The following is a 12,701-nucleotide window of genomic DNA, read 5'->3' on the forward strand; positions in this document are numbered from 1 at the left end:
GCGGTGTGGGTGCGTGATCGGCTGGATGGCTCGTGCACGGTGCTGATCTCACCGACTGGCAGGCGGCGGACGCGGTCCGCCGCCCACTGGACTGGAAGTACGGTAGTCCCTATTGCCCGCGCAGGCGGGCTTGAGCGGGTCGTAGTCGACTGGCCTTCCTGCCGCGGTTCGCCGAGCGTGGGAGTGGAACACAGTCGTGCGTATGCCGGCTCGGCGGCGTCGGGTCAGCGGCCCTGCAGCGCCTTCACGTTGTCGCCGAATGTCCAGTTCTTCGAGCCGTCCCAGTTGATGGACCACGTCATCAGGCCTTTGAGCGAGGTGCCGTAGTGCCTCCACGCCTGTGAGACGAGGGACGGTGACAGGTAGCCGCCTCCCGCGCCCGGCTGCGCGGGCAGGCCGGGGACCTGCTTGCCGTAGGGCACCCTGATCGTCGTGCCCTGGATCACCAGGCCCTTGTCGAGGCAGTCCGTCTGGGCCACGAAGCCAGCCACCGTTCCGGCGGCGTAGGAGTCACCGGCGCAGCCATACATGCTGCCGTTGTAGTACTGCATGTTCAGCCACCACAGACGGCCGTTGTCCGCGTACTTCTTGATGATCGGCAGGTACGCCCCCCAGATCGAGCCGTAGGTGACGCTGCCACCGGTCACGTAGGCGGTCTCCGGGGCCATAGTGAGACCGAAGTTGGCCGGCATCTGAGCGAGGATTTTGTCGATGATGCGGATCAGGTTGGCCTGGGACGTGGACAGTTGGGTGATGCTGCCGCTGCCGATCAGGCCGGTCTCGATGTCGATGTCGATGCCGTCGAAGTTGTACTGCTTCAGGATCGGGACGATCGTCGCGACGAAGCGGTCCACCACGGAAGTGGAGTTGAGGTCGATGCCGGCCGTCGCGCCGCCGATTGAGAGCAGGATCGTCTGTCCGGCAGCCTTGGCCGCGCACATCTGCGCGGGCGTTGCGACCTTCACGCCGGTGTCCATGCCGTCCTCCCACAGGGCCGTTCCGTCGGAGCGGATGACCGGGAAGGCCGCGTTGATCACGTTGTAGCCGTGGGCGGCGATGCGGGAGTCGGTGATCGGGGTCCAGCCGAAGGGCGGGTGGACGCCGTTGGCGGAGCCGTCCCAGTTCTCCCAGTAGCCCTGGATCACCTTGCCGGCCGGTTTCGACTTCACCGCGCAGGTGTCGGCGGCGGAGGCGCTGGGCGTGGCGGCGAGGGCGAAGGGTGTGAGGACGACCGTGGCCAGCGCGGTGGTGAGCAGGCGCAGCGTGCGGCGGATCATGCGAAGCCTCCCGGTGGGGGTGCGGCGAGGTGTCGTATGCATGACAGTGCTCGTGGTCCAGACCTCTAGTCAAGAGGTCTGGACCAAATGGCTGCTGGGTGTGGTCGGGAAAATGGGGCGTCGGGGTACCTCTCGCAGATCTCGCCCTGGCCGCGTCCCGGCCGTCGAGGCCTGTCAGCGTGTCAGATGTAGTGGTGCTCCTGTGGCGGTGGGGACGGACTGCAGTCTGATCCGCGGCCCGGATCGATGCAGAGGGCGGCCATCAACTGGGTGTGGTGTCGCTGGGCACGTTGGGTACGGCGGTTGTGCCGCCGCGCGCTGTCTCTTCGAGGGGGAGGGTTCCGCCATGGGCCGTGGCGATGCGCTCGCACGTGGCCAGCCCGATACCGGACCCCTCGACGTGATGAAGACGGGTGAACATGTCCATCACGTGCTGCCGGTCATGCGGCGGGATGCCGCAGCCGTCGTCGATGACAGCGATCTCCCATCCATGCCGATGTGCTCGGGCGGTGATCACGATCTGGCAGGGCTGATCCGGGGTTTCGGAACAGCAAGGCCGGGCCCGTTCGCCGATCGCCGACACGAACTCGGCCTCCCCTTGCTGACCGGTGCCGCCCCGCCCGCCGCGTTCAGACCGTGTCCTCGAAGGCCACTCTCCTCGCCCGGTAGTCGGCAACGGCTGCCTGTACCTGGGTCGGGGTCAGCACCCGGTCCTTGGCGAAGTACACGTAGTCGACCTGCTCATCGTAGGCCCGCGGCTTCCTGACGCCCCGAAGGTCGATCAGCCAGTGGCTGAAGCGGATGGTCATCGACGACTCGGGCAGGTACGGCTCGGTGTGCGTCGCGAAGAGCCTCCCGTCGACGTAGTAGTTGATCCTCTGGGTGTCGACCGTGGCGACCAGGTTGTGCCAGCCGGCGAAACTGCGCCGCTCCTGCGTGGAGATATAGACGGTCTGGGCCGGATCCTCCTCGGAGTAGGTCTCCCAGGAGGTGGCGAGCAGAGCGCTGGCGGGGATCCCGAATCCACCGTTGGGCACGTACTCGAAGCCGAGTTCGCTGTACGCCGGGTCCGTCGAGACGACCTGCGGCGAGAGGCTGAAGAACGTCTGCACCATATGGTCGCCGTCAGGTCCGTACACCGGGCGGTCGGTGAAACGGACCCGGGCGGCGTAGGTGCCGCGGTGGAACTTGGGCTCGGTGTAGATCTCGGTCTGTTCCGTGCCGGCCGCCGTGCCGGTGGTGCCGGAGCGCATGTTCATGATCGAGTTGCCGGACCGGGTGGCGAAGCTGATGTTCTGTGGCTTCCACCGGGCGCCCGGCACGCCGGGCCCGCCCGGAGCGGACCTCAGGGTCCAGCCGTGCTGGGAGAGCAGCGGATCGGTGTGGGCGGTGTAGTTGAAGTCGTCGAACAGCGCGGGACCTGTCTGGCCGACTGCTGCATCGGCTGTCCCCGGGAGACCTGCGAGGGCGGTACAGATCAGCCCTGTCGAGGCAAGGGCGACTGCGGTTCTTCTCGACAGGGACTGGGCGAGTCCGGCCATGGAATGCCACCTTTCCGAATGATCGTCCAACTCTGTCAAGGTGCACATTCATCTTGAAGGTGCGCGGCCGTCCGATCGCCCGAACGGAGCAGGCCGTACGGCGTTGCGCTTCGGGGTGCCGAGGGGGCACTCGGGGCGTCGATCCGCTGGCTGGAGCCGGGCAGTTCGTATCCCAGCAGCAGATGCAGATCGTGCCGCGGCGCCCTCCAGCACCCTGAAAAAAGCGCTGGGCGCCTTCGCTGACGAAGCCCGGCTCGGCCAGCCGCTCCAACGCCCGCCGCACGGTGCCCTCGAAGACACATCTTCACGGCAGGGCCCACGGTTCAGTCCGGTACAGACCTCGGACTTCCACCACCCTGGCGCCCGGCGGCAGCCCGACGGGCGGGTTCGAGGTGGTGGCGCACCAGCGGTTTGCGCCAGTAGTCGGCGTCGTGGTACTCGCGGCTGTGGGCCGTGGTCGACGCAGAGGAAGTGGCGGTGCTCGGCGATCTGGTGGGGCCCGACTCGGCCATGGACTGGGAGGGAGGAGATCGCTGACATCTGTGCGATTCTCGCTCCGGCGACGTGGCGGACGCCTGAAGTGGCGTACGCATCCTCGGGTCCAGCCCCTAGGACGGAATTGGGGACGCCAGCCTTGCCGGTCGGACGGTGGATTCGCGTCACATGGGACGGCGGCTGTTTCCGGACGGGCTGTGGCATGGGTGGGCGGGCTTGAAATGCTCCTGCCCGGCGGAGCGCGGCCGGCCGTGTCGACGGGCGGCGCGGAGCCGTGGCCAGGGACCCGTCCGGTGGCCCGGACATGGCGGCGGCCTCGTCCGGGCTTCGGTCCAGGGGCAGCGGCCCCGGGGTCGAATGCGTCTTCGCATCCTCGCGCGGATCGGCGTCACTTTCCGCCTGCCCCGGGGCGTTGAAGATGGCGGATTGCGCTCCCTAGTGGCTCCCGTGTCCTCACGCCCTATGTTCCCCCCAGACGCATGGGGGCAGATGACCGTGGTGCGGGGAGGGCATCCGGGTGGCCGGCGAAATTGCCGGTGAATGAGGGCGGAGTGGGAATGGTTCGTGTTCTTGTGATACACGACGAAGGACTGCTGCGGTCGGCATTGGTGCAATTGCTGAGATCCGACGACGGACTACAGGTCACCTCGATGTCTCCTCGGTCTCCTCGCGCCGACGCACCGAAACGCGACGCGCGGCCGACGGACGTGTGCGTCGTCGACGGGGACTGCCTGGAGGGACCGGGCGAGGTGTGCGGCGCTCGCTTTCGGGCGCTGTGCGGCGACCGGCTCGTCGTCCTGGCGACTCCGGAGCGGCCCGGTGTGCTCCGCAGAGCCTTCGACGGTGGTGCCCTCGGACTCGTCGACAAGGACGCCTCGGCCCAGCGGCTGATCACGGCGGTGCGCACGGTCGCCAAGGGGGAGCGGTTTCTCGACGAGACGCTCACCGTGGCTCTGCTCAAGGGGGCGCAGATGCCGCTGACCACCCGTGAGCTGTGCGTTGTGTCCCTGGCTGCGGAAGGGGCGCCGGTGGCCGAGATCGCGGCACGTCTGCACCTGTCCCGGGGGACCGTCCGCAACTACATGGCCATCGCGATCCGCAAGGTGGGAGCGCGTAACCGGGTGGACGCGATACGCATCGTCCAGAGCGCCGGCTGGGCCTGACCGACGCCCCGTGCGGTGGACGCACCGCCGCCCGCCCACGTCATGTGCGGCGGGCGTCACCGGCCGCGGTGCGCGCCGCCGTTGCAGGCCGCGGTGCGCGCCCGCTGTTCCAGTGGCCGGTGAGGTCCCGGTACAGAGACGAACGGGCCAGTACCTCCCTGTGAGTGCCGCACACCGTCCGCCTGCCGTCCAGCACCAGAATCCGGTCCGCCCGCAGGGCGGAGGACAGACGGTGGGCCACCACCAGCAACGTTCCCGGCCGCCGCGCGAGTGCTTCTTCCGCCTGCGCCTCGGACGCCGGGTCCAGATGGCAGGTTGCCTCGTCGAGCAGCAGGAGCGGCGCGACCGACAGGTGCGCGCGCGCCAGGGCGAGGAGCTGGCGCTCGCCCTGGGACAGCTCGTCCGGTGGCACCAGCCCGTCCAGCCCGCCCAGGCGTGCGACGAGTGACCCGAGGGCGAGGCTCCGTACTGTGGCGTTGATGTCGTCCGGGCACGCGTCCGGGCGGAGATACGTGAGATTTTCCGCCACCGTTCCGGCGAAGACGTATGCCTGTTGGGGGAGCAGCACGCGCAATGCGGCGAGTTGGGAGGCAGAGCGCCCGGTGACGGGCAGGCCGGCCACCCGCACCTCCCCACTGCTGGGCGCCAGCATCCCTGCGACGAGGCGGGTGAGTGTGGACTTGCCGATGCCGCTCGGTCCGACGACCGCGATGTGCTCGCCCGGGGCGACGCGCAGGTCCACCGTGTCGAGGACGGGCTCCGCACGGACGCCGTAGGACAGGGTCACGGCCCGCAGCTCAACCGCCACGGTCGGCTGCTGAGTTGCCGTGGCCTTCGAGGGCGCGGTGCGGTCGGGCCGCGGTCGGCCCTCCGCCTCATCGGGTGAACCGCAGTCGCCAGCCACCGGGCCCGGCACGGGCACCCCGGACGTGCCGCGGTGGACCGACGGCACGGCCTCGCCCGTCGCCGAAACCTCCCCGGCCGGGTAGGCCGGCGCCGAGTACCCTGCGGCAGCATCTGCGGCCACCAAGGACCGCCCGCCTGGGTGCGCGGCGGCCGGAGGCTGTTCGAAGCGGCCTGCGGGCCCCGCCTGTGCGGGCCTCGCAACAGTCGGCAGAAGTTCTCGATCGAGGATCCGGTCCAGGACCACCAGCAGCCGGGACCCCGCCGCGCCGAGCGCGGTCATCAGGGTATGCACGGCCGGAAGCAGCGACTGGACGAGGTAGGTGAACGCTCCCAGCAGCGCACCGGCCGTCACACCCCGGCCGCGCAGCCACGGTACGGCCACCAGCAGCGCCAGGACGGGCAGATGGCCGGCGATGCCGAGCGCCGCCGTGCGCACCGCTGCCCAGCGGGCCAGGGCCCGGGCCGTCGTGGCGGCGTCGGCGACCAGTGACGCGCCCTGCCGCTCCGTTTCGGGCGCGGTTCCGAAGGCCGTGATGTCGCGCAGCGCCGCTCGGGTCCGGGCCGCGTGGTCGCCCAGCGCCTCGTCGGCCGCCAGGGCACTCCGCTGAGCCGCGGCCATCGGCCGCAATGTCGCCAGGAACAGGACCAGACCGGCCAGCAGCGGCGGGACGACGACCACCAGCAGGGCCGTGTGCAGCGACAACAGGCCGAGCAGGGCTCCGGCGGCGGTGAAGACGAAGGAGCGCAGGGTGAGGACGAGACCGGCGAAGCTGTCCCGGGCGATCTCGACCTGATTGGTCAGCCGGGACACCGCCGCCCGGTCCGCCCCGCCGGGCCGGGCAAGGGCCTCGGCCATCGACCGGTCGACCGCGCACCGCACGAGACCGTCGCGCAACGGTTCCGTGAGCCCGGCCAGTTCGGCGAACACGCCCCGGATCACCGGGGCGCCGAGCAGCACGGCCACCGCGGCGACGGCCAGCCACAACAGCCCCTGACGGGTGTCTCCGGCGAGGAATCCCCGATCCACGGCGTGGGCGACCCCGTAGCCCACCACGAAGGTCTGACCCGCCTCGGCCGCCGACCAGAGCGCGAGCCGGGCCGGCACCCCCTTGCGGCGGGCGAGGTAGCGACGAGCCGGTGGCACGACCCGGCGCAGCGCCCCGGTCCCGTCTGCGGTCGCCTCCGTAGGTCCGTCGGTGGTCGCCTGCGTAGGTCCGCCGGCGGTGTACGTCATGGCCGGACCCTTTCGGGCAGGGACCCGCGGTCCTGGCGCGGCGACGGGTCGCTGTCGTCACCGGCGCCGAACAACGTCCGGTAGCGGGCGTCCTTCCACAGTTCGCGGTGCGGCGCGACTGCCCGCACCTGCCCGTCCTCCAGCCAGATCACCTGATCCGCGCGGGCCGCGACCGACGGGCGGTGCGCGACGACCAGCCGGGTGCCGGGCCGAACCGAGCGGCGCAGCGCCAGGCTCACCTCGTACTCCGTTGCGGTGTCCAGACCGGACGTCGCATCGTCCATGACCAGCAGCCGTCCCGCGTGTGCGAACGCCCGGGCCAGGCCCAGGCGCTGGAGCTCGCCTCCTGACAGTGGGGCCTGTGGCAGGGGGGTGTCCTCACCGCGCGGCAGACGCCGCACGAAGCCGTCGGCGCCCGCGGCGCGGACGGCCTGCCGCACCTCCTCGGGCGACACGCACCGCGGCCCGGCGGCGACGGCCTCGGCGACGGTGCCCTCGCCGAGTACCGGACGCTCGAAGGCGAAGGTGATCCCGGTGCGCAGTGCCCCACGTGTCAGTTGGTCGAGGCGGACACCGTCCAGCAGCACCTGGCCCTCGTCGGGGTCGATCAGCCGGCCCGCCACGGCAGCCAGTACGGACTTGCCCGCCCCACTGCGCCCGACCACCGCGGCGGTAGTGCCGCCCGGCACCCGCACACCGTCAGCGTGCAGCACCTCCCTCCCGTCGCGCAGCACCCGCACACCGCGCAGTTCGAGGTCGCCGGGGCCGTCGACGGGGAGGCACCGCGTTCCGTACGCCAGGACCGGCAGCCGTTCCAGCGCCAAAGTGCGCTCCCGGGCCCGGCGCCCCCGCACGACGGCACCCAGCAGCGTTGCCGCGCCGCCGACTCCGGCGGCCAGCTGGGCGTAGCGGCAGACGGCGAGCAGGTCACCGACGCTCAAGGAACCGGACGCGAGGCGCACACCCCCGATGCCCGTGGCGGCCAGGGTCAGCAGCGGCACGAGGACACCGCTCCTGGCCAGCGCCCGACCGTGCAGGACCCACATGCGCCCACCCAGCGCACCGAGTTCCGGCAAGGGCGCGAGCACACGCTCGCGTTCCCGTGGGCCGGTCCCCGCGGCGGCGATGGTGACCGCGCCGTGCACGGCCTCCAGCAGCCGGGACGCGATCTGCGCCTGCACCCGCTGATAAGCGGCCACCGACGCACCGGTGTCGCGTGCGAACGCCCGCAGCACCAATGCCAGTGCGGGCAGCCCGGCCACTACGCACGCCGCCACCCACAGGTCGACGAAGGCCACCGCCACGAGCGCGCCGGCCGGTGTGACGAGCGAGGCCGCCAGCGCCGCCCGGGCCGCGGGGGCACCTCCCGCGTCGGCGGCGTTGAGAGTGAGGCGGGTTGCGATGTCTCCGGGGGAGTACGGTCGCGCATGGTGCGGCACGCCGTGCAACAGCCCGGTGAGGGCGCGGGAGCGGATCGACGCCGTCCAGGCGGCGGTGCAGCGGCCGGTGAACAGTGCGGTGAGGCCATCGAGCAGCACCTCGCCGATGAGCAGTCCGGCACTCAGGGCCGGCCAGTGGCCGGCGCCGCCGCCTCGCAGCAGCAGATCCAGCGTGTGGCCGAGCACGAGCGGCTGGGCCACCGTCACCGCAGCCGAGGCGACCGAGCACAGCAGTACCAGCAGTTCGGGGGCCTGTCCCGGCCCTGAGCCGCGGGGCGCGTCCGGCCCCACGTGCGCCGACGGCAGCCGGGTCTTCGTCAAGCGCACCAGCCGACTTCCTTCCCTCCATACTTCCCCCCGTCCCACGGCCACGGGGCGCCGACCGCACACCCGACGTTTCTGCCGGCAAGGCACCGGCACCCCGGGCGAAGAGCCCGGGGCGCCTTTGCCGTCAACGCGGTCCACCGCGTCGCCGCGGCAGTCGGCTCGGACGTCAGTTGCAGGTCGTGACGCTCAGGCTGCTGTCGCCACACAGGAGCAGGCTCGCGCGGCTGCCCGTCTCCACGTCCCCCATGGCCTCTTCCTTGGGGGTCTCCATCGACTGCAGGTCGAACAGGTTCACAACATCATCCCTTCGTACGGCAACGGGTTCTGTTTCCTCACGGCCCCCTGGTGGGACCGGCTCAGGGGCCGCTGCATCCTGGGCAGCGGCGGGAGGAACGGCAGCCCGGCCGTCGTATCGCCGTACAGCGACGCGACGGCCAGCAGACATCCGGCCGTCCCGGTGGAGAGGTCCATCGACAGGCGCATCATCTGCTCACCGGGGAAGGCGAGATGGCCGCGGTAGGACATGGCGTGCCAGGACAGCGCGTCGAGCTGGCGGCGTACCGCTTCGCGCCCGGTGCCGGGCCCGGTGGCCGTGCTGCGTCCGAGGAAGAGGACCATTCCCGACACGCCTCGGTAGAGCCCCGGCTGCGCGTAGAACATGGCCTGCGCCGCCGCCACGATCTCGTCCCTCGCCCGCGCAAACTCCTCGTCGTGACGGTGCGCGAGGTAGTCGTCGAGCACCATGCCGATGCCCACGCTGCCCGCTCCCAGATAGGGCATCGTGCGCCAGCCCTCGTCGACCTGCAGGGCGCCGCCCGCCCCCCGGACGCAGCGGGCGAGGTCCTGGCGCAGCGCGACTCGCGCGAGCTCCAGCAAGCCGGTGTCCCCGGTGCGTTCGTACAGGCGCAGGAAGAGAAGTGCGCACCCCGATGCCCCGTGCAGCAATCCCGCACGCGGCCGGGCCGGGGGCCCGACCGCGTGAAGTATGGCGCGCGTGGTCAGGTCGGCGCAGCGCAGCGCTGCCGAATGCAGCGCCGTGTCGCCGGTGACTGCGGCCAGTGAGTCGAGCGTCAGGCCCAGTCCGGCGGTTCCGCTGTGCAGGTCCGCGGCCAACCGGTCGAAGGGCTGGGCGAGAAGCAGTTCCAAGAGCTCGAGGGCACGGTCACGATGGCCGAGGTACTCCAGTGTCCAGGCGATACCGGCCAGTCCGTCGTGGAAACCGAACGGGATGCCCGACGGCGGTAGTTCGGTCCGCTCCAGCAGCCACTGCTCGCCGTCCTCGTCGCGTCCTGCCCCGCTCGCAGTCAGCGCGTACAGCACGCCCGCCGCACCGTAACCGAAAGCCAGCCCTCCGCCCGGCGTGGCGAACTGCGCGATGTCGCCGGGGAAGAGGCGGTCCGTACGGGACGGCGTCGCCGACCTGCGGATCGCCGCGGCCATCGAGTCCCGGCTGCGGGGCCAGTCACCCGGTTCGACAGGAACGACCGGCTGGTCCGGGAGCACCGGTTCGACCGCCCGTTGCGACGCGCGGGGTGCGGCGGACCTGCCCGTGATCTCCTTGACCGCGGCGTCCAACAAACTTCGATCCACTGGGAACTGACGTGCTATCACATCAGCGATGTGCTCCGCCTTGCGCCGGTCCAGCGCGAGCAGGCTGGTGAGCGGGAGGAAGAGCGCGAGCCGCAGACAGGCCAGCGCGTACCGGTCCACCGAGACGCCTCGCCGCTCGGGTGGTGCCACGAATCCCGGATTCGCGACGGTCTGCCGGCCCGGCTCGCCGATCTGGTGCGCCGCCTCGAAGTCCAGCAGGGCCACACTGCCGTCCTCGCGGACCATGATGTTGAACAGGTGCAGGTCGTTGAAGACCACACCCCGCGCATGGACGTCCGCGACGGCCTGTTCCACCCGTGCATGGATGTCGAGCGCCCATGTGGTGTACTCGGCCAGCCGCTCCGCGCCCGGGTCGGACTCGATGAGCGGATGACGGCGTGCGAAGAACGTGTTGAGCGGCTTGCCGTCGATGTGCTCCAGTACGAGGAAGTGATGGTCCCCGACGGTCAGGCGGTCAAGCACTTCGGGCGTGCAGTCGAGCCCCGACAGACGCTCCAGCGCCCGGCGTTCGCGGTGCAGCCTGGTCACGGCGTCGGCCCCGTCGGCGGCGAGCCCGGCGTACGGGCGGGCCTCCTTGAGGACGACCCGCGCGCCGGTACGGGTGTCACGGGCGAGATAGACACCCCCGCCGTTGGAGAAGTGCAGTGCAGACTCGATCGCGTAAGGCAGACCGGTGACGGTTACCGCGGCGCGGGCGTCCAGATGCGGGCGCAGGAAGTCCGGCACGGTCACCCAGTCCGGCACGCGGAAGACCGGTCCGCGGAGGTCGGGCACCAGCACGCCGTCCGGACGGGCCAGAGCGGGCCGCAACTCGCCCGTCTCGTCATAGCAGTTCCGGCGGGTGAAACCGCCGTACCGGACATGTACGGGGCCATCGCCGAGCCTCAGATCGCTCAGGATGTGAGGGCCGGGCTCACCGGCCAGCAGCTCTGAGAGTTCGCCCGCGATACGTTCGAAATCTGCCTCGTCCGCCGGGTAGACGGTGATGAACTTCCCGCTGCCGGCCCGGTCGGCGTATTTGGCATTGCGCTGATGCAGCAGGTAGCGGCTGGGGACGAACTTGAACGCCGTGCCGTGGGCGATGCAGTAATGGCGTACGCGCTCCAGCACGGACTCGGCATTGCCGAGACCGGCGGTGACGTGAATCTTCCAGCCCTGGTCAGGAAGGTCGGCGACCACCGGTCGCAGGGCGAGCCAGTCCCCGCTCTCGTTCTGCTGCCACCCCGTCGGCACGGGGAGTGAGGCGGCGGCGTAGCGGGAACGCCCGTCACGGGAGTGGGGAACCGTGCGATGCGGAGCGTCGTAGAAGTACGGATCCGCGTCGCAGTACACGGCATAGCCCTTGTTCACGCCTTCCCCCTCCCATCGGCGGGTGACGGGAAAGACGCTGTCACGCGAGGCACGGCTCACGACAGTCACTATTGTCATGACTCGGATGTGCAGAACGCACAGTTGACGTGCTCCCTGGCCTGAAGTCCAGGGATTCCGGCCTGGGTCGTTTGACCCTTCCGGGGGCTTCCTGCTTCACCGCGCTGTGCGGGCACGTGTGCCCGTCTTACCGGCGCTCCACAGGCGTTTGGCGTCTCCGCCCGTCCGGTGGCGACGATACGGCGTCCTTCGAAGAGGACGTTGCGGGCTGCGTTGTGGTCACGGTCGTGCACGGTGCCGCACTCGGCGCACGTCCACTCACGGACGTGGAGAGGCTTCGGGCCGTCCCTAAATCCGCAGGCCGAGCAGACCTGCGAGGACGGAAAGGCCCGGTCCACCTTGGCGAAGGTGCGGCCGTGCAGAGCCGCCTTGTACTCCAACATGCCAACGAACGCGGACCATCCCGCGTCATGCACGGACTTGGCGAGCCGGGTGCGCCCGAGACCGGACACCGCGAGGTCTTCCACGTACACCGCTTGGTTGTCGCGAATGATCTGTGTGGATGCCTTGTGGTGCCAGTCCCGGCGCCGGTTCGCCACCTTGGCGTGCTGGCGTGCGACCTTGATGCGGGCCTTGGCCCGGTTCTTCGATCCCCTGACCTTGCGGGACAGCTCCCGCTGAAGGCGCTTGAGCTTCTTCTCGGCCCGGCGCAGGAAGCGCGGGCTGTCGATCTTGCTGCCGTCGGACAGGACGGCGAAGGCGGACAGGCCGAGGTCGATACCGGCGTCGGTCTCCAGCTCGGGCAGGATGTCCGGCTCGGTGTCGACGACGAAGCTGAGGAAGTACCGGCCACAGCTGTCCTTGGTGACGGTCAGGGAGGTGGGTTGGGCCGGAAGCCGTCGGGACCACGTGACCTTGAGGTTGCCGACCTTGGCCACGTACACCGTGCCGTCGCCCTGGAGGGAGAAGGCGTTGGTGTTGAGGCGGATCGACTGCCGGGTGTCCTTCTTCGACTTGTAGCGGGGAGGGCCCACCTTGCGGCCCTTCCGCTTGCCCTTGACCGAGTCGAAGAAGTTCTTGTAGGCGGTGTCCAGGTCGCGAAGGGACTGTTGCAGGACGACCGCCGACACCTCGGCGAGCCAGGCGCGTTCCTCGGTGCGCTTGGCCTGGGTGATGCGAAGCCGGGACAGCTCGGCCGACTTCACGTACGGCAGCCCCGCCGCGTGCGCTTCCTTCCGGTCGCGCAGGCAGTCGTTCCACACCACGCGGGCACACCCGAACGCACTCGCCAGCGCACGGCACTGGGAGGCGTCCGGGTAGGCCCGGTAGTTGTAGCGGAG

Annotated in this window: 9 protein-coding genes; 1 reads left to right on the plus strand and 8 read right to left on the minus strand. The window is 70.4% G+C overall.

Annotation, left to right across the window (positions count from 1 at the left end):
* Positions 1–224 precede the first annotated feature (224 nt).
* From F7R91_RS39005 to F7R91_RS39015, 3 genes are all read right to left on the minus strand, one after another.
* Positions 225–1,277 (minus strand): chitinase, encoded by a 1,053-nt coding sequence (locus F7R91_RS39005; protein ID WP_150958251.1) that lies wholly within the window; start codon positions 1,275–1,277, stop codon positions 225–227.
* A 262-nt stretch (positions 1,278–1,539) separates the two neighbouring features.
* On the minus strand, positions 1,540–1,860 hold the full coding sequence (locus F7R91_RS39010) for an ATP-binding protein (protein ID WP_191971840.1): 321 nt from the start codon (positions 1,858–1,860) through the stop codon (positions 1,540–1,542).
* Between the two features lie 46 nt (positions 1,861–1,906).
* A complete protein-coding gene (locus F7R91_RS39015; protein WP_150958254.1) occupies positions 1,907–2,818 on the minus strand; it encodes a glycoside hydrolase family 16 protein in 912 nt (303 codons plus the stop codon).
* 1,052 nt (positions 2,819–3,870) lie between these two features.
* Here F7R91_RS39015 and F7R91_RS39020 point away from each other — a divergent pair.
* Positions 3,871–4,476 (plus strand): response regulator transcription factor, encoded by a 606-nt coding sequence (locus tag F7R91_RS39020; protein WP_150958256.1) that lies wholly within the window; start codon positions 3,871–3,873, stop codon positions 4,474–4,476.
* Between the two features lie 40 nt (positions 4,477–4,516).
* Here the strand turns inward: F7R91_RS39020 and F7R91_RS39025 are convergent, their stop codons facing one another.
* From F7R91_RS39025 to F7R91_RS39045, 5 genes are all read right to left on the minus strand, one after another.
* Positions 4,517–6,616: an ATP-binding cassette domain-containing protein gene (locus tag F7R91_RS39025; protein WP_150958258.1), complete on the minus strand. Its 2,100-nt coding sequence runs from the start codon at positions 6,614–6,616 to the stop codon at positions 4,517–4,519.
* Positions 6,613–8,382: an ABC transporter ATP-binding protein gene (locus F7R91_RS39030; RefSeq protein ID WP_408056100.1), complete on the minus strand. Its 1,770-nt coding sequence runs from the start codon at positions 8,380–8,382 to the stop codon at positions 6,613–6,615. The genes F7R91_RS39025 and F7R91_RS39030 overlap by 4 nt, the downstream gene beginning before the upstream one ends.
* A 166-nt stretch (positions 8,383–8,548) precedes the next feature.
* Positions 8,549–8,677, minus strand: a complete 129-nt coding sequence (gene ramS, locus F7R91_RS39035; RefSeq protein ID WP_006130296.1) for a mycelium formation morphogenetic lantipeptide SapB — start codon at positions 8,675–8,677, stop codon at positions 8,549–8,551.
* Positions 8,674–11,343: a class III lanthionine synthetase LanKC gene (gene lanKC / locus F7R91_RS39040; protein WP_191971842.1), complete on the minus strand. Its 2,670-nt coding sequence runs from the start codon at positions 11,341–11,343 to the stop codon at positions 8,674–8,676. Before lanKC ends, ramS begins: the two co-directional genes overlap by 4 nt.
* Positions 11,344–11,417: 74 nt before the next feature.
* A partial coding sequence (locus F7R91_RS39045; RefSeq protein ID WP_150958262.1) for an RNA-guided endonuclease InsQ/TnpB family protein occupies positions 11,418–12,701 on the minus strand: 1,284 nt, incomplete at its 5' end.

It is taken from the genome of Streptomyces luteolifulvus (genome assembly GCF_008806595.1).
Taxonomy (GTDB): Bacteria; Actinomycetota; Actinomycetes; order Streptomycetales; family Streptomycetaceae; genus Streptomyces; species Streptomyces luteolifulvus.